General features: G+C 39.4%; 19 protein-coding genes and 1 pseudogene. 12 read left to right on the top strand and 8 right to left on the bottom strand.

Annotated elements, in window-relative coordinates; translation table 11 throughout:
* On the bottom strand, positions 1-2,361 hold the full coding sequence (locus tag P20429_RS13970; protein ID WP_007581771.1) for a TonB-dependent siderophore receptor: 2,361 nt from the start codon (positions 2,359-2,361) through the stop codon (positions 1-3).
* A gap of 425 nt (positions 2,362-2,786) precedes the next feature.
* On the opposite strand from P20429_RS13970, the gene P20429_RS13965 reads away from it, so the two are divergent.
* Together P20429_RS13965 and P20429_RS13960 are read left to right on the top strand one after the other, a co-directional pair.
* The gene (locus P20429_RS13965) at positions 2,787-3,200 is read left to right on the top strand and encodes a hypothetical protein (RefSeq protein ID WP_007581772.1); all 414 of its coding nucleotides are present in this window, start codon (positions 2,787-2,789) and stop codon (positions 3,198-3,200) included.
* A gap of 287 nt (positions 3,201-3,487) precedes the next feature.
* On the top strand, positions 3,488-6,004 hold the full coding sequence (locus P20429_RS13960) for a plasma-membrane proton-efflux P-type ATPase (protein ID WP_007581774.1): 2,517 nt from the start codon (positions 3,488-3,490) through the stop codon (positions 6,002-6,004).
* Between the two features lie 116 nt (positions 6,005-6,120).
* Here P20429_RS13960 and P20429_RS13955 read toward each other — a convergent pair whose 3' ends face one another.
* Positions 6,121-6,546: a hemerythrin domain-containing protein gene (locus P20429_RS13955; protein ID WP_007581776.1), complete on the bottom strand. Its 426-nt coding sequence runs from the start codon at positions 6,544-6,546 to the stop codon at positions 6,121-6,123.
* A gap of 346 nt (positions 6,547-6,892) precedes the next feature.
* Between P20429_RS13955 and P20429_RS13950 the strand changes: the two genes are divergently transcribed.
* The 3 genes from P20429_RS13950 to P20429_RS13940 are packed head-to-tail and all read left to right on the top strand — an operon-like array spanning position 6,893 to position 7,708.
* Positions 6,893-7,150 carry a hypothetical protein gene (locus tag P20429_RS13950; RefSeq protein ID WP_007581778.1) on the top strand — a complete coding sequence of 86 codons (258 nt, stop codon included), beginning with the start codon at positions 6,893-6,895 and terminating at the stop codon, positions 7,148-7,150.
* A gap of 55 nt (positions 7,151-7,205) precedes the next feature.
* A complete protein-coding gene (locus P20429_RS13945) occupies positions 7,206-7,460 on the top strand; it encodes a hypothetical protein (RefSeq protein ID WP_007581780.1) in 255 nt (84 codons plus the stop codon).
* A gap of 29 nt (positions 7,461-7,489) precedes the next feature.
* Positions 7,490-7,708: a DUF6500 family protein gene (locus tag P20429_RS13940; RefSeq protein ID WP_007377212.1), complete on the top strand. Its 219-nt coding sequence runs from the start codon at positions 7,490-7,492 to the stop codon at positions 7,706-7,708.
* Between the two features lie 36 nt (positions 7,709-7,744).
* Here P20429_RS13940 and P20429_RS13935 read toward each other — a convergent pair whose 3' ends face one another.
* Together P20429_RS13935 and P20429_RS20565 are read right to left on the bottom strand one after the other, a co-directional pair.
* On the bottom strand, positions 7,745-9,664 hold the full coding sequence (locus P20429_RS13935; RefSeq protein WP_007581783.1) for a GGDEF domain-containing protein: 1,920 nt from the start codon (positions 9,662-9,664) through the stop codon (positions 7,745-7,747).
* Between the two features lie 177 nt (positions 9,665-9,841).
* Positions 9,842-11,496: pseudogene (locus P20429_RS20565) on the bottom strand (pseudouridine synthase).
* A gap of 321 nt (positions 11,497-11,817) precedes the next feature.
* Here P20429_RS20565 and poxB point away from each other — a divergent pair.
* The 3 genes from poxB (at position 11,818) to P20429_RS13920 (ending at position 14,644) form a co-directional block, all read left to right on the top strand.
* A complete protein-coding gene (gene poxB, locus P20429_RS13930) occupies positions 11,818-13,542 on the top strand; it encodes a ubiquinone-dependent pyruvate dehydrogenase (protein ID WP_007581789.1) in 1,725 nt (574 codons plus the stop codon).
* Positions 13,543-13,743: 201 nt separating this feature from the next.
* Positions 13,744-14,217, top strand: coding sequence for a hypothetical protein (locus P20429_RS13925; RefSeq protein WP_007581791.1), 474 nt, complete (start codon positions 13,744-13,746; stop codon positions 14,215-14,217).
* Between the two features lie 13 nt (positions 14,218-14,230).
* Complete coding sequence (locus P20429_RS13920) at positions 14,231-14,644, top strand: hypothetical protein (protein WP_237715147.1); 414 nt, start codon at positions 14,231-14,233, stop codon at positions 14,642-14,644.
* Positions 14,645-14,702: 58 nt separating this feature from the next.
* Here P20429_RS13920 and P20429_RS13915 read toward each other — a convergent pair whose 3' ends face one another.
* The 3 genes from P20429_RS13915 to P20429_RS13905 form a co-directional block, all read right to left on the bottom strand.
* A complete protein-coding gene (locus P20429_RS13915) occupies positions 14,703-15,929 on the bottom strand; it encodes a threonine/serine exporter ThrE family protein (protein ID WP_081473427.1) in 1,227 nt (408 codons plus the stop codon).
* Positions 15,930-16,045: 116 nt separating this feature from the next.
* Complete coding sequence (locus P20429_RS13910) at positions 16,046-17,275, bottom strand: glycosyltransferase (protein WP_007581796.1); 1,230 nt, start codon at positions 17,273-17,275, stop codon at positions 16,046-16,048.
* Positions 17,272-18,267, bottom strand: a complete 996-nt coding sequence (locus P20429_RS13905) for a LacI family DNA-binding transcriptional regulator (protein ID WP_007581798.1) — start codon at positions 18,265-18,267, stop codon at positions 17,272-17,274. The genes P20429_RS13910 and P20429_RS13905 overlap by 4 nt, the downstream gene beginning before the upstream one ends.
* 166 nt (positions 18,268-18,433) lie before the next feature.
* On the opposite strand from P20429_RS13905, the gene P20429_RS13900 reads away from it, so the two are divergent.
* The 3 genes from P20429_RS13900 (at position 18,434) to P20429_RS13890 (ending at position 22,144) form a co-directional block, all read left to right on the top strand.
* Positions 18,434-20,896, top strand: coding sequence for a prolyl oligopeptidase family serine peptidase (locus tag P20429_RS13900; RefSeq protein ID WP_007581800.1), 2,463 nt, complete (start codon positions 18,434-18,436; stop codon positions 20,894-20,896).
* Between the two features lie 58 nt (positions 20,897-20,954).
* A complete protein-coding gene (locus P20429_RS13895) occupies positions 20,955-21,572 on the top strand; it encodes a LysE family translocator (RefSeq protein WP_007581801.1) in 618 nt (205 codons plus the stop codon).
* Between the two features lie 80 nt (positions 21,573-21,652).
* A complete protein-coding gene (locus P20429_RS13890; RefSeq protein WP_007581802.1) occupies positions 21,653-22,144 on the top strand; it encodes a DUF2798 domain-containing protein in 492 nt (163 codons plus the stop codon).
* Positions 22,145-22,216: 72 nt separating this feature from the next.
* Here P20429_RS13890 and P20429_RS13885 read toward each other — a convergent pair whose 3' ends face one another.
* Positions 22,217-22,729 (bottom strand): MarR family winged helix-turn-helix transcriptional regulator, encoded by a 513-nt coding sequence (locus P20429_RS13885; RefSeq protein WP_007581803.1) that lies wholly within the window; start codon positions 22,727-22,729, stop codon positions 22,217-22,219.
* Positions 22,730-22,909: 180 nt separating this feature from the next.
* On the opposite strand from P20429_RS13885, the gene P20429_RS13880 reads away from it, so the two are divergent.
* Positions 22,910-23,797 carry a haloalkane dehalogenase gene (locus tag P20429_RS13880; RefSeq protein ID WP_007581804.1) on the top strand — a complete coding sequence of 296 codons (888 nt, stop codon included), beginning with the start codon at positions 22,910-22,912 and terminating at the stop codon, positions 23,795-23,797.
* Positions 23,798-23,866 lie beyond the last annotated feature (69 nt).

Raw genomic sequence — 23,866 nt, forward strand, 5'->3', positions numbered from 1 at the left:
TTAAAAACTATGCGTAAGGGTTAACTTGGCGTTAATTGGCAACTCAGGAAAAGCTAAAGTTGCACCAAAGTAACCGCCTTCAAATACTGGGCGCCAGTTTTTTTGATTCGTTACGTTGTTCACATCTAATCGTAACTTGGTACTAGGCGTAAAAGCATAGCTAGTATTTACGTTTAGTGTGTACTGATCACGAATTTTTACTGTCGCCAAAAAGTCTAATGGGTAACTCTTTGTATATAGACCTGAAAAACCCGTTTGCCATTTCGAATTAATTGAATAATTTCCGTTAAAGCTGAACGATTGCTCAGGGATACCCTGTACACGGGTGTTTGAAGGTGCAAAAGCGGTAAAGCTAGGTGCGCCAACACTGGTACCTTCAATAATATCTGGACGTGAGTTGTCAAATGCATCGGCTACTTGAGCTGAATCTTGGCTACTTGCAGAATTATCGTAGCGTGCATCAATATAGCTGTAGCCAGCACTTAGCCAATAAGGGTAAGCATCATAAAATACTTGGCTTTCAAAGCCGGTAGTACGAATGCCGGTATTACTACCATCGCGATTACGTAAACTACGACGTTGGCTAAACACCGCACCATCGGCGTACCAATCACTGTCGGTTGGTGCGTATTTCAAACCAAATTCAACTAAGGTATTTTCGGTTGAAAAGTTTTGCGCGCTAATCGTGTTGTCGCCACCAAGAGACGTGCCGCCAGCCATGCTATTTGATGTGGCTTCGTTGTAACTTGCTGCACCATAAGTGGTGTAATCACCGTTTAATCGGTAGTTAAAGCTTACTTGCCCTGAATGTAACTTATCGTTAATGCTATCACGAGCTGCAATTTCACCCTCTGGTGCTATTGGGTCGTGCGCGTCTACGTCATAAAAATCAATGCGGTAGCCAACACTTGTATGAAACTTATCTGTCCAATCAGAATCTTGCTGAATAGCAAAACCTGTTTGCCATGAACGCGAATCAGTAGTGTCTGATAAGTTAAAGTCGCCACTGCCGTCATTATTAATATCATATTGACCACCAGGGGATACAAATACACCTGGGCTAATTTCAATTAAACGCGCTTGTTGTGCATCAGTCAAAGGAATGCGGCGGTTTGAAAGTGGGCCAGTTAAATCAATAGGTAAATCGGCTTCTGTTGTAAATTGGCTGTAGCCTAGTACGCGGTTATAACGTACATCAAATGCAAAAATAGTTTGCTGATTACTATTCCAAAGATAGGTAAGCTCGGTACGGTTTTGCGCGGTATCGGCACCATCTATAATTTCAACAAAGCTATTTTGTGCAATTTCTTCGCGTTGTAAGTGCTGAAAATACGTAATGTTTTTTATTGATGCATTGTTTGAAAGTTCACGCTTATAAATGCTGTGTAGTAAATAAGTAGTGGCTTCGTTTTGATTATCAGGGTCGGTAAGTACTGTACTGCGATCTATTTTTACTTGCCCAGTTGGTGAGATTATTGAACCTGCTGCCGGTACTGTACTGCCATTTGCTTGCACGCCTTGGCCGGTAATATAAAGGCCATTATCTATTAGCGCTTGAGTAGGGCGGTTAATACCTGCGTTATCGGTAAATTCAACTTGGTATAACTCAAAGTTAATATCCCAGCTGCTCTTGTCATCGGGTAATACGCGTAATGATGCAAATAAGCTGTCGCTCTTTGTGCCTGAAAAGTCGTAGTAGCTGCCATTATCTATGTGTTCAGCGCTTACTCTAAAACCTACTTTGTCTTTTACAATGGGTGCACTGTAATCCACTAAAACACTGTACTGATCCCATCGACCTGCAGATACAGTTGCTTTGCCTTTACTTTCGTCAGTTGATGCTTTTTTAGAATGTAAGTTTACAAAACCACCGTTGCGTTGGCTTGAGCCAAATAATACCGGCGGCGCGCCTTTTACCACGTCTATCTGTTCTATAGAGTTGAACGATAACGGCACGCCAAAGCCATTATTACCTGCTTGGCGGCGTGTACCATCTTGGAAAAGCTCACCTAGTTGCCCACGAATAGTAGGTAAACTGGGTGCCCCAAAACCACTGGCTGAATAGGTATTAGGGCTTACTGCGAGCACGTCTTGTAAAGTCGTAATATTAAGCTGCTCAATTAACTCGCTTGAAATTGGTGTTACTGATCGGGCTATATCTTGTAGGGCTAAGTTGTCGCCAAAAGGGCCGTCTACAGTGGCGTTTTTAACCGAAAGACCTTGAGATTTAATAACTTGGCCTGCCACCTCAATGCGTTCTATTGCGCCATCTTTTGTTGTTTTTGATTCTTCGGCTGCAAAAGCATTAAGTGGTGTATTTAATATGGTGGCTAGGGAAAGTGCTAAATATGCGTGTTTCAAACGTTTTCTCTCTACGGTTAAAATGTTGTTGGCGATAAAGACCGAAAGGATTAAAAATAAATTTCAGTAAAATTTCGATTCTTTTTGTTTTTTAGAACATAACAAAACGGATGCATTATAAAGGTGGTAATTAAGTACTATTGTTTTATTAGTTGATAAAATATTAATAGAGCGATTGTATTAGAGTGAATGTAAATATTTGCTTTTAATGGGCTTTTTTAATTATAGACTACTTTTCACCTGCTAACATTTTAAAATTGTTAACTTTTACGCAGCATTTTAAAATACCTAAAATAAGCTTCACTTTTATTACTACAAGGCTTAATTACTTTTTATTTAAAATAATTAAATTTTTTTGAAATAAAAAATAACTTATACGGTCTAGGTTACTTCAACGTTTATTAATATTCATTTAAGGAAATTTTATGACAGGTTCAATGAGTTCTGATGTGCAAAACCGTTTGCAATGGTCACTTTTATCTTTGCGTTTAGGCGTATTTATTGTAATGGTTATGTGGACGTTCGATAAATTCGTAAACCCTGGTCATAGCGCACGTATTTTTGAACATTTTTACGGTATTAGTGGCTCATCTGACATAGTTGCTTATGTTATCGGTGCTCTACAACTTGTATTAGTATTGGCATTTTTAGCGGGTATTAAAAAGCGCATAACTTACGGTATCATTTTTGTAATGCATGGCTTATCAACGCTTTCTTCGTACAACCAGTATATAGATGGCTTTAACAACTTATTATTTTTCACTGCATGGCCAATGTGGGCTGCGTGTTTTGCACTTTACTTATTACGCGACCAAGACGTAAAATTTACTGTAAAGTAATAAAACAATAGCTATACCCTTAAGGTTGTAGCTAAAAATACATTGGGCTGAGTTATTTACTATTTCAGCCCAATGTATAGCCTTTGAGCACTTCTTTTAATAATCCACCCTCTTTGTCATCTTCTAAAAATAATCCTTTTTATATTATTTCATCTTAAACATTGCGTTAGATCAAAGTTAATATATTTGTAAGAACAATATCGACAGCTTTAGTTTATGTTAGCTATACGGTTAGTAGGTTTTAATTACCTCAAGTTATTCAACTCAATGTTGTATAGAAGGCTCGTATGGAAAAGGTCAAAATTTCGTCAGCGCATCAGTCATCAAATCGTTCAGTAAACAAGTCTTCATATAATCAAAATTGCGATGAATGGAGCAAGCTCGATTTTGCACAATTACAAGCAAAGCTAAAAACATCATCCGACGGGTTAAGCCAAACTGATGCCACACAAAGATTGGCACAATATGGACCTAACGAACTAGTTGAAGAAAAAACAAACCTACTACTCAAATTTTTATCTTACTTTTGGGGACCAATACCGTGGATGATCGAGGCTGCTATTATTTTATCGGCGCTTGCTAAGCACTGGGCTGATTTTTTTATTATTCTTGTATTATTGTTGTCCAACGTATTGGTTGGCTTTTGGGAAGAGCATCAAGCGGGTAATGCGATTGCTGCATTAAAAGCAAAATTAGCCAACAAAGCACGCGTTCGCCGCGATACTCAATGGCAAAATTTAAATGCCAGCGAGCTTGTACCGGGTGATGTTATTAGAATGCGGATGGGAGATATAGTGCCTGCAGATGCGCGTTTGCTCGATGGTGATTCAGTAGAAGTCGATCAATCATCACTTACGGGTGAGTCGTTACCGGTTGTAAAGTCGGCGGGTGAAACTGTTTATTCGGGCTCTATTATTCGCCAAGGTGAAATAGAGGCAATAGTATACGCAACCGGCGCTAATACCTTTTTTGGTAAAACAGCACAGTTAGTGCAAGGGGAGCGAACCGCAAGTCATTTTCAGCGTGCAGTGCTTAAAATTGGTAATTATTTAATAATGCTTGCTGCGGCTTTAGTGCTGCTTATAGTTATTGTTGCTTTGTTTCGCGATGATCCAATGATCACCACATTGCAGTTTGCACTGGTATTAACCGTTGCGGCAATACCAGTCGCAATGCCAACAGTGCTATCAGTTACTATGGCTGTAGGCGCTCGTTTATTGGCTAAAAAGCAAGTGGTTGTAACGCGTTTAGCTGCAATTGAAGAGCTAGCAGGTGTTGATATTTTGTGTTCCGATAAAACCGGCACATTGACACAAAACCTATTAACGTTAGGTGACCCGTTTTATATCGAAAACTCAATAAATAAAGGCTCTGCTGAGCAAGTTATATTGTACGCGGCATTAGCATCTCGCTCAGAAAATAACGATCCGATTGACTTAGCAGTATTACAAAGTGTAAAAGCTGAGCAGCATCTAGATTCTTATCATATAGAGCATTTTCAGCCATTTGATCCTGTGAGCAAACGTACTGAAGCATTAATTAAAAATGCTGATGGCAAAACGTTTAAAGTAACCAAAGGTGCACCGCAGGTTATTTTAGCTTTGTCGGCTAATATTGAGGCAGTTAAAACTCAAGTTGAGGCATCGATAGATGAATTTGCAGCGCGTGGGTTTCGCTCTTTAGCGGTTGCTAAAACAGACGAGCAAGGTAAATGGCAATTTATAGGCGTATTGCCGCTTTTTGATCCACCGCGTGAAGAAGCAATACAAACCATTGCCGATGCAAAAGAAATGGGTATGAGCGTTAAAATGGTGACGGGCGACCAAGTGGCCATTGCGCGCGAAACAGCAAGTAAACTGGGTTTAGGGACAAACATTCTTGATGCTAGTGGATTTGGTGCAACTGAGCATCATCAAGCCACACAGTTAGATGACTCAATCGAGAGTGCTGACGGATTCGCACAAGTATTCCCTGAGCATAAATACCATATTATTGATGTGCTTCAGCATAGAGGGCACATTGTTGGCATGACAGGAGATGGCGTAAATGATGCGCCAGCACTTAAAAAAGCTGACTGTGGCATTGCTGTATCGGGTGCTACAGATGCAGCGCGTTCAGCAGCATCAATTGTGTTAATGACCGATGGCTTATCGGTTATTATTGATGCAGTTAAAGAAAGCCGAAAAATATTTCAACGCATGAACAGTTACGCTATTTACAGGGTTGCTGAAACACTGCGCGTACTACTTTTTATGACAATGGCGATATTAATTTTTAACTTTTATCCGTTAACAGCAGTCATGATTGTAATGCTTGCTTTACTTAACGATGCCGCCATTTTGTCTATTGCATACGACAATGTACATTATCAAAATAAGCCCGAAACATGGAATATGCGGCTCGTTTTAGGTATTGCATCTGTGCTGGGAATTGTAGGGCCAATTGCAGCCTTTGGTTTATTTTACTTAGGAGATAAAGTATTTGAACTCGACCGTCCTCATCTTCAAACATTAATGTACTTATTACTTTCTGTAGCAGGGCATTTGACTATATTTTTAGCGCGTACCCGAGGTCCATTTTGGTCTATTAAACCGTCTGCTATATTAATGGTCGCCGTATTTGGCACGCAAGTTATAGCAACACTTATTGCTGTTTATGGGGTGTTTATGACCCCACTAGGATGGGGATGGGCACTTGCTGTGTGGGCATATGCTTTGGTGTGGTTTTTTATTAACGATGGTTTAAAGCTAGTGGCGTATCGAATTTTTGATCCGACAGAAGCACCCTTACTAGAGAAGAGTTAGCACATAGGCTTAAAAAATGGTTATAAGCCAAGTGGCTTATAACCAATAGTACACAAGGGAGTGTATATAAGGTGGTTCAATTATTTGTGAGTAAAGTTACTCACAAATAAAAAGTATTAGTGCATTGCATCGTTATACTGCTTTGCCAAGCTTTGTTTTTGCCCTTCGGTTAGTGCTTTACCCGCTAATTGAAATACTTCGTGTTCTTCTTCGCTTAAATGATGATGTACTAAATGATGCAGTTTTTTAGCTGCAACTAACCATGCAGACGAGCTCATTTCGGTATCTTCAAGTTGTTCAATTAATTCATCAATTTCGTGATGTTCAGCTACGCTGTGGCGCGCTTTTTCATGAGTTAAGTCATCAAACATAAGTGGGTTGTAAAAGTAACGTTCTTCAAATTTTGCGTGTTGTTCTAGTTCTGTTTTTAGCTCGTCCATTAGCGTGTGGCGCTGCTCTGTGTCGCCGTGCGTTTGAATGAGCGCATCTACTAATTCTCGTTGTTTGTCATGGTCATGACGTAGTGCTTCAAAAATATTCATAACTAGTCCTTTTACAATTTATTTGCTTATATCACTAACTAGCAAACTAAATGCCAAATGTTAAGTTGATGTATTTTATTGCTTTTATTTTGATTTTTATTTTTGGGCTGCTATCACTGTAAATTTTACAGTGATATGAATGCAATAATTTCAGGATTTTACGTAGTTCAATTATAAAAGGAGTATAAATTCCTACAGAACCTTACAAATATTTACTGGTTGTTTATTTTATTGTAGTGATAAAGTAGCAACATTATTTAGGTACAATCTATATGTATTACTCCCACATATAATACCAATCGGTATAAATACAGGTAGCACGTTAACTTAATAGGATAGTTTAAGGATGAACATAAAAAGCCCCATCGCCGCATTATTGCTGTGCGCTTTACTGAGTGCATGTAGTACAGCCCCACGTTCTGACCCTAACTTATGCATTGAAGAGGCTGAAACGGTTGATCGAAATGGCGCTCAAACAAGCTCAGAAGTTTATAATCAATGCATTAGCGCACAAATTAAAAAGGATGAAAAAAATGACACTTTTTTTGATGCTATAGGTACGTTCTTTTTTGAATTTTTTGTAATGGTGGTAGAAAGTAAATAGGCTAACTTGCAGCTGTAATTTAAAGTAAATAAGTTGCGTAAAAATAGGATTAGTTATGAAGCAATTATTGATAGCAATTCCACTTTTTTTATTACTAAGCGCTTGTGCGGCACAGCCTTACGCAGGCTCGGCAAAATGTATGGAACAAGCAGATATTGCATACGAAACCGATATACGTAAAAATGAGATATTAGATAATGAATGCAAAGCTGCAAAAGTAAATACGCCTAATAAAAAGCTTGAGAATCATGGCTTGGTTGATAGAAGCCTTTTACAGCTAATCGTTAGCGTTTTAAATGGCGTATTTTAATAGTAAAAATATAATTAAATAAGGTATGTATGAGGGAAGAACTAAGAGCAAAAATAATTACCGTGTGCGATAAAAAAATAGCAGCTAAAGGCGAAAATGTAGGGCTTTCTTTTTATGCATTTTTTGCTAATAAAAACGACGACCCAGAGCTACTTATGGAAGCTGCTACTTGGTGGATACACACCCATAAATTAGATCATTTTGTAAAAGCACATAAAATTAAACAAATGGTTTTAGACGGACTTTAGTCAAGTAAATGAGCCAATACTTTTAGCTGTGCTTATTTAATCAACAACGACTTGGTTTCTTCCGTTTTCTTTTGCTTTATAAAGTAATTTATCTGCATGCTTAATAAGAACATCTAGTGTGCTTTTTAAAGGGCCACTTACAGAGGCCCCTGCACTAAAGGTGATTTTTGTATCACTAGGAAAGTCTTCTATATTACTGCAATGCTCGGCGAAGCTAATGGCGAGTCGGTTAAATATATCGCGAATTATTCGTTCATCAACCGTATTTAGTGCAAATAACCATTCTTCGCCGCCGTAACGACCAAACTGATGATCATTACATAGTGTTTCTTTTGCAGCTTTTGCAAAGGCAATAAGAACTAAATCTCCAACATCGTGACCAAAATGGTCGTTAACTTTTTTAAAGTAGTCTAAGTCAATAATCGCTATCGTCATTTTACCTTCACCAAGCTTTGCTTCTGCTGCGCGCATTATTCCTCTGCGATTAGGGCAATTTGTTAGATAATCTGTTAATGAAATATCGTGATATTTTTGACGTTGTCGAGCTTGCCGATAAAATAAAAATAATGAAGCAATCACTAAAATAAATGCAATAGCAGCGCTAAGTCGCCAAATTATTTTTTGTTGGTACTCTTCTTTAGCTTGTAGTTCACTAATGTCTTTTGCGTACTCTAGTTGCTGTATTTTTTCTTCTTTTTCTTTTACTTCAAACTGCACCTGTAGTGTTTTTATATTATTTTCACTGGTAGCTTCGTAGTGTTTTTTTGTATAAAGGAGCTTTTGTTCAATTGCTTCAAAAGCCTCGTCAGTGTAGTTAAGGCGTCGCTTTAGCTCATAGCGTTTACCTAAAAAATCGGCTTTATAAATACTGCGGCTGAATTTATCTAATTTTAAAAACACCTCATCGTTTGCTTCATTTGCTCTCTCGAGTAAATCTAGTTTTATATATATGTCAGCTAACAAAATGAGCGATGCGAGTTGCATGTCGTGAACACCTGCAGAACGAGCAAGCTCAATGTTTTCTTTAGTTAGAGTTAAAGCTTTATCGTAATTTGCTTGTAAGTACTCAATACTGGCAATTGAGTACTGAGCAAAGGTTAAGCCTTTTTGCATATTAACTTTTTTGAAATAGAGCAATGCTTTGTCTAGGTATATTAAGGCATCTTTAGGTTTTTTTATCTCGAGCAATACATTGCCTAAGCTCCAATATGCTTTTGAGGTAAAAAGCCCATCTTGTGTTTGCTCATATGCAGCAACCGCTTTTTTTGCATAATATACGGCTTTGTCTTTTTCGTTTAGATAATTGTATGCATCGGCTATTTTTCTAAAAAAGTATCCTTGAGATGCTGAATCATCATCTTTTAATGCTAGTTCTAGCCCCTCTAGAGCAACATTTAGGGTCTTTTTCAATGAATCTGTATCGGTGTAATAGTAAGCAAGTGCTCGTAAAATAATGATTTTTTCTTTAGTTGAATGCTGTTGCAAGCTCTCTTCTAATTTTGTGGCTAGCGTGTGTGCTGGAGCTGGGTTTGGCTCCCTAGCTAGAGACTTGAGTTGTGATTCGAGAAATAATAAATATACACTTTTTTGATTTGGTAACTCTTTGTTCTTTAAGTAATAGGATAAGTGTGTGTTTAACGCTTCATATTTTTCTTGTCTAAAAAGTAACTCCGCATACAAAGCGGCCGCTTCTAGATGAAGGTTTTCCCAATTTTGCTCTTTGCTTATTTTAAACGCTTGAGTGAGTTTGTCTTCATTTTGAAGATAGTCTAATTCATTCAGTTTTATGTTGTTGATCAGGACTTGAGTCGTGTCAAAGTCTAGCGCATGTAAAGTTGCACTTAATGAGTCGCCGTTAGCTGAGGCAAGCTTACTTAAAAGTAAAAATAAAAGGAGAACAATATACTTTGCCCATAAAGTATTACCTAAAACCTTTATTTGTGTATTGTTAGTCATGTTAATCCTTTGCTGACTTATTTTTATTAGGAAATACTTTTCTACATTGCTTAATAAACTTGGGCTTGAACAGTTTTTTATACTCATTATTGAAAAAATAAGACCATAAACGATATCAATTTAATTAATAAAAACCAACACATTGTATAATATAGCCTCTGCAGTTATGTGTTTTTATTAAAAATCTGCGGCTACTTCAAACTCTAATCGCTTAAGTGTAATTGGGTGAGTAAATGCTAAGTATTCTGCATGTAAATGTAATCTATCGGCTTTTTGCCCGTAATGTGTGTCGCCTATAATTGGCATGTTTAAACCTAAACTGTGCGCACAATGGACTCTTAATTGATGAGTTCGCCCTGTTTTAGGGTATAACTGTAATCGGGTAATATTGTTGTTACGCTCTAAAACCTGCCAGGTAGTAAGTGATGGCTTACCGTGTGTGTAACACACCATTTGGCGCGGTTTATCATCAAAGTCGAGCACTAAGGGTAAATCAATTACTCCGCTATCCTCAGCTACGTTACCATTAACTAATGCGACATAACGTTTATCTATGGTGCGTTCAATAAACTGCTTTTGCAGTGCTTTGTGCACGCGTTTATTAAGTGCGATCATCAATAATCCAGAAGTCGACATATCTAATCTGTGTACAATTAGCGGGCCTGATGCCTCTGGAAACTGCGTTTTGATTCGCATATAAACTGAGTCATCAATATTAACGCCAGGCACTGATAAAAACTCAGCGGGCTTATTTACCACAAGTAAGTCGTCATCTTTGTAAACAATACTTAAATCTTTACCCTGAGCTGGGTTGATAAGTAGCGGGTTATCTTCAACGTTTAAGCCCTTTAGCATGTGCCCAAGTATTGGTTGGCATTTACTGTAACAAGAAGGGTAGTAGTTTTTATGCTGCCTGATTGCTGATTTAGGTGCTGCTCCCCACCAAAACTCTGCCATAGCAAGTGGTTTTAAACCATGCTTATAGGCGTATTGTAATAATTTAGGCGCTGCGCAATCGCCAGCACCCGAAGGAGGAGTGTGCTCAGGTAATGCTGCGAATATGGCATTTAAGTCTGTAGTTTCTCCATTTGCATTTAAAAATTGGTACTGCGCAAATAATTTTTTTGTAAGTTTTTAGAAAGCGTTTTACGGCGCTTTTTTAAATGAGCAATTTCATCAGAAATATTGATGTGTGTTTGCTGCAGTGACTCGATTATATTTTGCCAATAGGATTTAAGTGCCAGCAGTTGCTTTTTTTCTACGATACTTTGCCCTGCAAGCTTATTTTTTAACTGCTCAAAATCACTTTCGCTAAGCTCTAATTCGCCTTCGGTACGTTGTATTTTACGTTGCTGGCGACCAGCTTGCATTAATGCCTGTTGGGCTAATAGTGCTTGCTGGTAGCTTTGTGTTGCATCATCAAGTTTGCTATTAACTTCATGCAGTTGTTCGCTATTTTCTAATTGCTCAATTTGAGCATTAATATCGTTAATTATTTTACTTTGAGTCAAATAGCTATCGTCCTGCAGCTGCATGCTAGAAACTGGCGGTACAAAGCTAATATTGCCCTTATCGTCTTCAATTTGCCCCGAATAAGCACTTAAAAAGCCTAATTGTTGCTTAGTATTTTGCACCACTAAAACCCCAAACATTTTACCGGCATTTTCTGCTTTTAAATGCGTTAACGTTTCAAGTTGTTGCTGTAATTGTTTTGTGGCTGCTACAGCTAATGGTTGCGGCTCGTAATAAAAAGGGAAAGTAAACTTTTCAGGAAGCGCGAGAGAATCAATATTTTGAGAAAATAATGTAAAGCACGAAGCAGAATTTGACATAGAAGTAAGAGAAAAGCATTCAGTAAAATAATTGAGCGCATAATAACATATTCATAGTTAAGCCACTAAAAATCTCGCACTCGCATATTCATAAACACTTTAAAGCGGACATTCATGTTTTATGTATCAGAATGGGGGCGCAGCAAACCTAGGAGTATCGTTTGTTAGTAAAGTCTCAGTAGCAATATATCTATCATTATCAAAATATTTAAGCTAATCGATTCTCAATAATTGAGCGCATTTCGAAACGATGACTTACTTGATAGAGCAGAGACGAAAAATCAATTTACAGAATAACTGAATATTTAGGAGTTCTATATTATGAGTCAAAATATCGCAAGTTTTATTACTAAAACCCTTGAACAAGCGGGCGTAAAACGTATTTGGGGAGTAACTGGCGATTCACTTAACGGCATTAGTGAAAGTCTGCGAAAAATGGGAACAATTGAATGGCTAGGAACGCGACATGAAGAAGTTGCCGCATTTGCAGCCGGTGGCGAAGCGCATTTATCAGGGGAGCTTGCGGTGTGTGCGGGTTCTTGCGGGCCAGGTAACCTTCATTTAATTAATGGCTTATTTGATTGTCAGCGTAATAATGTTCCGGTATTAGCTATTGCCGCACATATTCCTTCATCTGAAATTGGCAGTAGTTATTTTCAAGAAACCCACCCGCAAGAATTATTTAAAGAATGCAGTGTGTATTGTGAAATGGTGTCGAGCCCCGAGCAAATGCCGTACCTGCTAGAAACCGCAATGCGACAAGCAATACTAAACAAAGGCGTAAGTGTACTTGTGCTACCTGGTGATATTGCATTAAAAGATATGCCAAAGGCTATTAAGCCAAAATGGAACGTGCCAAAACCTGCAACGTATACTCCCGCTTTACCAGATATTGAAGCAATGGCGACTCACCTTAATAAAAGTAAAAAAGTAACCTTATTATGTGGTGCAGGTTGTAAAGATGCCCACGACGAAATTGTTGCGCTAGCTGAAAAATTACAAGCACCGATTGTGCACGCCATGCGCGGTAAAGAATTTATTGAATACGATAACCCTTACGATGTGGGTATGACCGGTTTTATTGGCTTTGCGTCTGGCTATCATGCAATGCAAGAAGCCGATACGTTATTAATGATTGGTACTAGTTTTCCTTATCGTGCTTTTTATCCTGAAAATACCACCATATTGCAAATTGATAATCAGGCTGCTTCACTCGGGCGACACGTGCAAATTGACTGTGGCGTACTAGGGGATACCAAAAACTCAGTGACCTCACTGCTTGGTTATATTAAAGGTGAACGGACAAGTTCGCACTTAGAAAAAAGTGTTAAAAATTACAAAGAGTCGCGACAAGATCTCGATGAACTAGCCAGCGGTAAAACCTCGCAAAATTTAATTCACCCGCAATACCTAACGCGTTTACTCAACGAGCAAGCAGCCGATGATGCTGTGTTTACTTGTGATGTAGGTACACCAACAGTATGGGCTGCGCGTTATTTATCAATGAATGGTAAGCGCCGTTTAATAGGCTCGTTTAACCACGGCTCTATGGCAAATGCGATGTCGCAGGCAATGGGGGTTCAATCTGTAGATAGAGACCGCCAAGTTATTGCAATGTGTGGTGATGGTGGCTTTTCGATGTTAATGGGGGACTTAATCTCGCTTAAGCAGCTTAATTTACCAATAAAGATTGTTGTTTATAATAATCGCTCACTTAGTTTTGTGGCTATGGAAATGAAAGCCAGTGGATTTTTATCAGGCGATACCGATTTAGAAAACCCAAGCTTTGCTAACATTGCACAGGCCTGTGGTTTAAAAGGGATTCATGTGGACGACCCTGAAAAATTACCATCGGCAATGAATGAGATGATGAACCACTCAGGACCTGTTGTTTTAGAAGTCGATACTGCAAAACAAGAGCTTTCAATGCCACCGCAAATCAAATTAGAGCAAGCAAAAGGCTTTAGTGTTTACATGATGAAGGCGTTAATAAATGGCAAAGGAAATGAGATTGTTGAGCTTGCCAAAACTAACTGGTCACGCTAAGTAAGTTACTTCCCTATTGAGTGTTATATCTCGATAGGGAAGTGCCAAGTAATAATCCTCACTATCATCTTTTATTATTAATAAGCTAAGGCTGCTGTTTGTAAGTGATTGAACCAAAATAGAAAATCATATATGGTTTATCATTAAATTAATAAAAATACGCATAAAATACCTCTACTTCATAGAGGGAACGGAGCAATAATGAAATGGAAATCGGTTTTACTGTCGCTGGCTGTTTTATGGCTTATTCAAGCTCAGCAAAGCAGTTTACGCACCAGTGAATACGCAAATATAATTTCTGATTTAGATAAGGTTAATTCACTTGGCGAATGTGAGGTTTCGACCGAAATTGCAAGAGAGTGGCCATTCTCTTGGGCTATAAGCGGCGCAGAAATTACTGTTAAGAACAAAAATACGTTTCTGACAGCAACAACCAGTAAGTTTAATAAACCAGATCGTAAATTTCTTAGTACACACAATACTCACTATCACTTTACGTGGTCCAAAACCAAAAACAACGCTATGTTTGCATCATACATGGACGTAGAAATAGAACCCGCAGGTAAAGTTGCAGGCCTTATAATAGGCAATTGCTCTGACTACCCCGAAGGCCCAAAATTAATGGGGTATTTAGAGCGTTGTAATAGTGTTGTAGAGTCAATTAAGTGTTTGTAAAAGTAGGTATAGAGTGTTGATTAAAATTGAAGACTTTTCTTTAGCATGGCGATGGATTAGCGCATCCCACGGTGATTTTTCTAAAGATACATTAAGCAAACTTACTCCGTTGGGTGAAGAGCAAGCAAGAGCATTAATTGCCACCACTCCCATTAATTTTCCTGTTGGCGCAAAAAGATTCGACTCCACAGAAGGAAATGAATTAACCCGCCAATGGTTAATAAGCTTAGTGAATGATTCGCAAACAGTAACAATTTGTTGGGATCAAGAAACAGCATTAACCCTTCCTTGGCTAATTTTTTGTGATCACTGGAATGATTTTTGTTATCCATCAAGTGATGATATAAATCTGTATTTAGAAAGCGGCGAACTGTTTTTACGCTGGAATCATTATGAGGTTTTTGAGTTTGACTCAAGTGCAATGTAATACTTAAAATTAAGTACTCGCTTTACTCAATCAAAGTAAAGCGAGTGCTCAGTATCAGTTACAAACTCTTTTTAGGCGGTAGGGCTACGTTTGCAAATATTAGTCCTGCAACAAGCGACATAAATATTAAAAACGTTTGCTGGCCGATGTGCTCTGCATATACAAAGTCTTGGCCTTCAATGAGTGAGTTTAAGCCAATATAGGTTTTGCTACCTGGTACTAATACAATTAAACCTTGCATGGCAACAATAGAGGCCGGCGCATTAGCAACGCGGTTAAACAAGTTACTAAAAATACCCACCGATAAAGCACCCACAAACGTACCTAATGTGTAATCAAGGTACATAGCCGAGCCAATACTGGTGCCATACGCTATAAAGCCTGATGCTATAGACCACACAGCGTGCTTAAGTTTGGTTCTAAAAATAACGATTAAGCTGCTACAAAGTAAAAATATAGCCAGCCATGCTGTCCACTTTGGTAATGGTTCAGGTTGTACAAAGTCAGCTTGCCCAAAGAGTGCAAAGCCAATACCTATGCCAATAAAACCGCCAAAATACAGTTTAAATAACAGCATAAACGAGTCCATGACTCTTGCCGTACCCGATACTAAATGCCGTGCTGCAAGCTCTGCCAAACCAAGTGCAAGGGCTAAACCAGGTATAAATACAATAATGGCCGAAAGTACCACTAAGCGTATGTTTATTTCAGGCGTTATATACACGCTTACTGCACATGCAAGTATGGCTGATATTATGGCTACCAATGGCTCAAGCATATGGGCTACGCGTTTTGAGCGTCCAGACCAAAGCACAAACACATAAACAACCAAAGTAAGAAGCGATGACCAAATAACATCAGTCCAGCTAGTACCCATTAACATTGCAAACGCACCACCAGAAGTTGCAAAGGCAACGCCCGTAACAAGTTTATTGTATGGGTTTGGCATGTCGTAGATAGCATCTAGCTGGGCGTCAACTTCTTGTAAACTTAGCTTGTCGTCAAGCATTTGATTTACAAGATCGTCGGTGTCGGCAAGTGAACCTAAATCGTGATCGCCAGGGTCTACACGAGCAACATGGGTGTACTCGTCTTCGTGGCCGTCGGTCCAAATAACAAACGTTACAGAGGTTGGCGACATAACAAACGACGATTTAAGTCCTAAGTATGTAGCCACTTCCATGAGGTGGGCTTCTAGGCGGTAAGCAGGCGTACCATATTTGTGAAGCATTTTACCCAATTTAACGATAAATTTGCGTTTTTCTGTAAAGGTTGCAGTTTTCAAATCTTTTTGGACCAAATATTGCGATAACTAAGCTAAAAATATAGACAATACAGCTAAAAATGCCCACGTTTGATGGGCGCGATTTTAAACACTAATTGGTGCGTGTCTAGTCATTTTTAATCTAATTTTTTATTTTTTTCAGCTATCCATTGCGACATGTATTGAGTGCTGCGCATTGTATGATGTTTGAGCATTTGGCCTGTGAAGTTTTTTTCGCGATGAGCGTTTAAATCACTACTTATTGAATCGACTTTTTTAATTAACGCAGCGCTCAATTGTGCTTTGTTGTACAGCGTATTAAGGAGTGCGTTACCATCTTGCTGCGCTTTCTCAAAGTCACTTTGATTGGTGTACATTTCAATGGCAGCATTGGCAAAGTCATCGGCGGTGTTGGCTATTTTACCCGGCCATGGTAAATCGTTATGCATGCCTTCTGCGCCAATATTGGTGGTAACGCTGGGTGTTTGCATAATCATGGCTTCAAGCAATTTACCTTTAATGCCTGCACCAAAACGCAGTGGTGCTAAACATACGCGTGCGCTTTGCATTACATCAAACGCATTATCGGCCCAGCCTTTTATTAAAAACCCTGTTTTAGGGTTATTTAGTGCCGTGGCTTTTGGTGGTGGGTAAGAGCCATAAATATGTAGTTCTGCTTTTGGGAGTTGCTTGCGAATAAGTGGCCATATTTTTTGTAAGTAAAGTACAGCATCCCAGTTTGGCGCGTGTCTAAAGTTACCTATGGTCATAAAGTGCTGGCGCTGCTCAAACGTTTTTGTACTTGTAGGCAGTGAGCTTAAATCAACCATAAACGGTAAATGGTGTAATAAACTTGGCTCTATTTTAAATACGCTATTTAGCAGGCTCATTTCATAACTTGAAATAATTAAGCTTAGGTCGCAGCGTAAAATAGCGGCAATTTCGCGTTTTGCTATGTCTGAGTGTAAATCGCTGGTTGTAAATTCACGCTCACCTTTAAACGCTTCGTGGCGAGCGTTACGCAGACATTGTAAATCTTCGGTATCTAAAATTTTAATGGCTTGTGGGCAGTGTTTATCGACGCGCCAGCCAAATTGTTCTTCCATCATAAAACGGTCAAACATGACTATATCTGGGTTATAGGCTTTAAGGTATTCGTCAAAGCTGTCGCAGTTTAGTGCAATGCTTTGACTGGTTATGCCGAAGTCGTCAAGGTTTGCCATGTGGTCGGTGCGCTGCGCGGGCGTTGCAAATTCAACGTCCCAGCTTTGCGCTCTAAATGCATTTAATAACGACATCATGTGCGTTCCCGCAGCAGACGAATTTGGCTCTGGCCATACGTAGCCAATTACCAGCACTTTTTTCATTGGCTAGAATCTCTAATTTGTAAGTTTACATTTACCAGTGTTTTTACTGGCGGGGCTGTATTTTGTAGTAGCTCTTGCAGTATTAAAAGACACCGCTTGGCTATATCAGTTGTACTTATAGCCACAGTGGTTAAGTGATCATTTATAACCGCGCTATTAGGAATATGGTGGCAGCTCACCACTTTAATACAGTGATGTGTTAATGAGTTAATAGCAGCAATAACACCTTGAGCAATAATATCGTTTGCACACACCACTGCGTTTAATGTTGGGTTGTGTTTATATGCTTCTATAAATGCATTTTTAGCGCTAAGGGCTGTGTTTACTGCGCAGTGAATGGGTGCTAATGGTGTAATGCTGTGCTGCGCGCAAGCGGTATTAAAGCCACTTTGTAGTGCTTGTGAATCACTTAAAGTAAGTTCACTGCCTATAAATACAATGTTTGTCACGCCTTGTGAGAGCAGATGCATACTGGCTACGTGGCTGGCTTTTTTATAGTCGGGTAATACACAAGGAGCTGCGCTAAAAGGCACTTCGCTCATTACGGTAATTACTTTGTGTTGCGCGCTGAGCGTATCAAGCCATTTGGGGCAAGTATTTGCAACGGGGCAAATAATAAATGCAGCAGCGTTGTATTCTTTTAAGTTTTTAACTGCGTTTGCTTGTAGCTCAAGGCTATTATTACTGCTTACAATCATGGCTTGTAGGCCATTGTCGTTTAACAAAAGTTGTAGGCTGGTAGCAAGGTGTGCCATAGCTGGGTTAGTTAAATCGTTTATTACTATGGCCACTAAATTTGAGCGCTTTGAGCGCATAGCAGCAGCATCACGATTATAAACGTACCCTAGCTCATCAATCGCTTTGAGTATTTTTTGTTTACTTTTATTGCCCACTTTATCGCTTTGGGTAAGTACCAGCGATACGGTTGATTTTGATACACCAGCACGCTCTGCAACATCAAAAATAGTGACTGATTTGGCTTTGTTATGCATTGTATTTTAAGTACCGCAGTGGTGAATAAATAGCGCTGTAGTTTAGCTTAATCAGCACTATTAAGTCATCTTTTAGAGGTGTTTAACTTACCTTAATACTTTATGAACAAAGCAAAACGTGTTTATATACGCCTATAAGAGTAAAAAATAACAAAAGGATAAAAACATGAGCGCTTTTAGGCTGTTAGTTGCCTTTATTTGTTGTGCGGCATTGGTGCCAACAAGTTACGCTGAGCAGGGCTATCAAACCCCTTCACCCGAACTTGCAGCATTGGTTGACGCTAAGTTAGCACCCACTAGTTACTTATCGAGCGATGGCCAGTGGCTAGCGCTTTTTGAACGCAAACGTGTAGTAACCCTTGATGAACTTGCAAAAGAAGAGCTTAAGCTTGCTGGTATTAAGCTAAACCCCGCTAATTTTTCGCGCTCTCGTGTGAGTGCCAAATTTAGTGCCGTGGAGCTAAAGCATGTTCAAAGCGGGTCAGTTATCAGTATTAATAACTTACCTAATGGCATTATTCGCTCTCCTAAGTGGTCATCTAACAGTCAATATTTAGCCTTTGTTGTTGAGCAACCAACCCAAGCCAACTTATGGCTTTACAGCGTTGAAACCAAACAAGCAAAAGAGTTAACTAGTGCTGCGTTAAATTCGGTACTAACTGCCTCACCATATAAATGGCTGCCAGATAGCAGCGCCATTGTTGCAAATCTCGCTGTTAATTTTGGTAAACCAAGGCTTGAAAATAACAGCCAAAATGTAGTGCCTGTTATTCAACAAAGTACTGGTGAAAAAGCACCAGCACGTACTTATCAAAATTTATTAACAAGCCCGTTTGATGAAGCACAATTTAAGTTTTACGGCCAAGGGCAGCTGGCTTACGTAACGCTTGATGGCAAGACTCAAGCAATAGGTAGCCCTTCTTTATTTAAATCGTTTTCGGTGTCACCTGATTCTACCAATATTTTAGTAGCCGGTATTAATGAGCCGTTTTCGTATCAAGTGCCTTACAGCCGCTTTGCAAGCACGTGGCAAATATGGGGCATGCGCGGCTATGCGTTAGCAGAGCTGGCAAAACAGCCACTTGCCGATAGTATTCCACAAGGTTACGACAGTGTACGCACTGGCCGCCGCGATTTTGAATGGCGAGCCGATCAAGGCGCTGAAGTAATTTGGGCGCAGGCACAAGATGGCGGCGACATGAAAACCGACGTTGAGCATCATGATTATGTTTACAGCTTACGTGCACCCTTTAAACGCGAGCCTAAATTATTTGCCAAAGTAGAACGCCGTTATGCGGGAATGGAGTGGGGCAACGAAAACGTAGCAATGCTGACAGACTGGCGCTTTAGCGATCGCCAAGTACGCACCTTTGTTGTACAACCTCGAAATGCCGACAGAAACCGCGTTTTATTTTCAGAGCGTAGTTACAACGACGCGTATAAAGACCCTGGTAATGCTATTTACGAGCGCAACGATTTAGGCGCAAACGTAATTAAAATTGTAGGCGGGCGTTATATTTACCTGCGCGGTAATGGAGCTTCAGAGCAAGGTAATATCCCGTTTTTAGACCAATACGATGTTAAAACAAATAGCAGCAAGCGTTTATGGCAATCAGAAGCGCCATACTACGAGCGTGTACGCGCTCTGCTTGACGACGAAGGTGAGCGATTTATTACTATTCGCGAATCTAAAACTGAGCAACCTAACTTTTTTATACGTGATTTAGATAACGACACGCTAACGCAATTAACGACATTTGAGCACCCGTACCCTGCATTTAAAGGCGTAACTAAAGAGCAATTACGTTATAAACGCGACGACGGTGTTGAGCTTTCGGGCACGCTTTATTTACCACCAGGGTACGATAAAACACAAGGCCCGTTACCGGTACTTATGTGGGCTTACCCACTTGAATACAAAGATAAAGCCGTAGCATCACAAGTACGCGAATCGCCTTATGCATTTACCTACATTGGTTATTGGGGGCCAATGCCTTATCTTGCTAAAGGGATTGCCGTGTTTGACGACCCTAAAATGCCAATAGTGGGTATTGATGGCAGCGAGCCAAACGATAACTTTAGAAAGCAGTTAGTATCAAGTGCGCAAGCAGCTGTTGATGTATTGGTTAAAAAAGGCATTGCCGATAAAGATAAAATTGCCATAGCAGGGCACTCATACGGTGCATTTATGGTTGCTAACTTATTGGCTCATAGCGATTTATTTAAAACAGGTATTGCCCGCAGTGGCGCGTATAACCGCACATTAACGCCGTTTGGTTTTCAAGGAGAAGAGCGTGATTTTTGGCAAGCACAAAGTGTGTACGCTAATATGTCGCCGTTTTTTCACGCTGAAAAAATCAATGAGCCAATGCTAATGATCCACGGTCAAGAAGATCCTAATTCAGGAACCTTCCCAATGCAAAGTGAGCGCATGTACGCAGCGCTTAAAGGTTTAGGTAAAGATGCCCGCTTAGTAATGCTCCCTTATGAAGCACATGGTTACAGTGCGCGTAAAAGCTTATTACATGTATTGTGGGAACAAGAACAGTGGTTAGATAAGTATTTGTTAAATGGTACAGCGGAGCCAGTAGAGGTTATTACTAAACCCGTTGTAAGTACTGGGCAATAGTAATAAACAGCGCGGCTACTTATAGCCGCGTTTTTGCTTTTAATATGAGAGTAAATTAATGATTGATGTAGCAGCACTTGCGGTTTTTATTCCTACGTTCTTTTTTGTGTCTATCACCCCAGGTATGTGTATGACCCTTGCCATGACACTCGGTATGAGCATTGGCGTGCGCCGCACATTATGGATGATGATAGGTGAGCTGTTAGGCGTAGCAACCGTTGCCATAGCTGCGGTATTAGGCGTTGCAAGCGTAATGCTAAATTACCCAGATGCGTTTGCCATTTTAAAGTGGGTAGGCGGTGCGTACTTAATTTACATTGGCGTTAACATGTGGCGAGCCAAAGGCAAAATGTCGGTCGATACCTCAAAACCAAATGACGTAAGTAGAAAGTCGTTATTTACGCAAGGTTTTGTAACCGCAATAGCAAATCCTAAAGGGTGGGCGTTTATGATCTCGTTATTACCGCCGTTTATTAGTGTTGAGCATGCTGTAGCCCCTCAGCTTTTAGTATTACTTGGCGTTATAATGACCACCGAGTTTTTAAGTATGTTAGCTTACGCAACAGGCGGTAAAAGCTTACGTTTATTTTTAAGCCGTGGTGATAATATTAAATGGATGAACCGTATTGCTGGTAGTTTAATGGGGTTAGTTGGAATTTGGCTTATTTTTGGTTAGCTTAAAAAGTAGTTGATATTATCAATTAATTTGCTATAGTTGATTTTGTCATCTATTTAACGCTTAAGGCATGCCCAATAATGAGTACACCCGTATCAGCAAATCTAGTAATGGTTGAGCCTAAAAAAACACCAGTAATTTATAAAATACTGGTTATGGTAAGTATTATCACTCTAATCGGCGGTACTCTAACTGGCATTATGACTTATGTGAATGTGGGTGTTACAGAGCATTTTTATGCCGACTGGTTTACCTCATTTATAAGTGCAGTATTGGTTATGGCGCCTGTTGGTTTTGTAATGATGACCTTAATGCATAAGCTAGTTGCCCAGTTATTACCTAATAGCAGTGAGCTAAAACGTAATTTATTGATTAGTGTTTTTATGGCGCTGATCATGGAGTCGGTGATGGCGTTTGTTACCGCTACTAATAATATTGGCTATGCCGATATGGGGGTATTTGTAACTGGATGGGCTGAAGGGTTATTTGCCGCATTACCAATAGGTTTAACTATAATGCTGATAATGTCGGTTACGGTAAAACCTAAAATAGAACGCTTTTTAAAGAGCTAACACTTTGAGCGCTAACGTATTAAAGCAAATAATTTAATACGTTTATAGTGGGCAGATGCATGAAGTAATTAGTTACTTAATTGAGTTTTCTACCGGGCAGCCTTGTTTACGGCATACACCTTCGTTACATAATTTGCATATTTTACGTGCTTCTACCTGCTCGCTTGTTAGGCTGCTAAGTGCTATTTCTATCAAACTTAAAAAACTTTGTTTTTGTTCATCATTAAAGTTGTTTAGTATTTTAGAGGTAGCTGTTTCTCTGCTGCTTAGTACTAGTTCAACCCTTTTACTTCCTTTATCCGTTACGCATAAAACAACAGAGCGGGCATCTTTTACTGACTTTCGCCTTTCTACAAATTCTTCTTTTTCAAGTGTATTTATTAATCTAACTGCACCAGAATGCGTTAAGCCTAAAACCTTGCTTAGTACATCAATGGTTTCATTAGGATGATTGTAAATAGTGACCAGTGCCGCTTCGTGGCTTAGGCTTCGCCCGCCTAATTCAGCAATCTGTTTTTCAATGTCATTAGAAACAGAAGTAGCAAACGTGCCGATTAAATTTGATATATATTTTTCATTTTTCATAAACTTAATTATATGTGATTCGATCATATAAATATAGTGACAAATTAAGCGCTCTCACTTATTGTGTGACTCAGTCATGTATATTAACTCGAAATTAGTTAATCTACTTCGAATATTACACAAATTAGATGAGCGAGGATTTACCGCCAGCTCATCAGTTAAATAGAGCGATATAATTAAATGAAAAATGATTCAGAAACATTACGTTATACAAAAAAGTTTAAAACTGTATTAGATAAAAAGATGGCCTACATAGATGAAGGCGAAGGTGATCCTATTGTGTTTTTACATGGTAACCCGACATCTAGCTTCCTTTGGCGAAACGTTATGCCCTATTTGCAAGGAAAAGGGCGTTTAATTGCTATCGATATGATTGGATTAGGAGATTCACAAAAGTTAGATAACACCCATGAAGGCAGCTACTCACTTGCTGAAAACAGCAAATACACATTTGCACTTTTAGAAGCGTTGGGTGTAAATAATAACGTTACCTTGGTGCTGCACGATTGGGGTTCAGGCGTTGGTTTTAACTGGGCTAATACACATCGTGATGCTGTAAAAGCAATTGCGTTTATGGAAGCAATTGTTACTGACTTTCCAACATGGGACGATTTTCCTAAAGATTTGCACGGCCCCATTGGCACTATGCGCTCAGCTGAGGGTGAAAAAATGGTGCTTGATGACAACTTTTTTATTGAAACAATATTACCAGCGACCATTGCACGCAAATTAACGCAGGCAGAGCATGATGAGTATCGCAGACCCTTTATAAATGCAGGAGAAGATCGCCGTGCAATTTTAGCAGGGCCTCGCCAACTGCCCATTGCTGGAGAGCCTGCCGATACCGTGGCTTTAGTTAAAAGCTATGCGAGCTATTTAGCTAACTCTCACGATATTCCTAAGCTATTTATTAATGCTGAACCGGGTGCTTTTTTAGTTGGTTACGCAAGAGATTTTGTGCGCACATGGCCAAACCTAACTGAGGTAACCGTAAGCGGTATTCACTACATCCAAGAGGATTCACCGCACGAAATAGGTAAAGCTATTTCAGATTGGTTACCAAGATAAAAAAGGGATGTATTAGTAAACCTGAACTTTGGATAATTAATCTATCTCAAGCCGTTATTTTCAGCGTTA

The sequence above is a fragment of the Pseudoalteromonas sp. BSi20429 genome (genome assembly GCF_000238895.1).
Taxonomy (GTDB): domain Bacteria; phylum Pseudomonadota; class Gammaproteobacteria; order Enterobacterales; family Alteromonadaceae; genus Pseudoalteromonas; species Pseudoalteromonas arctica.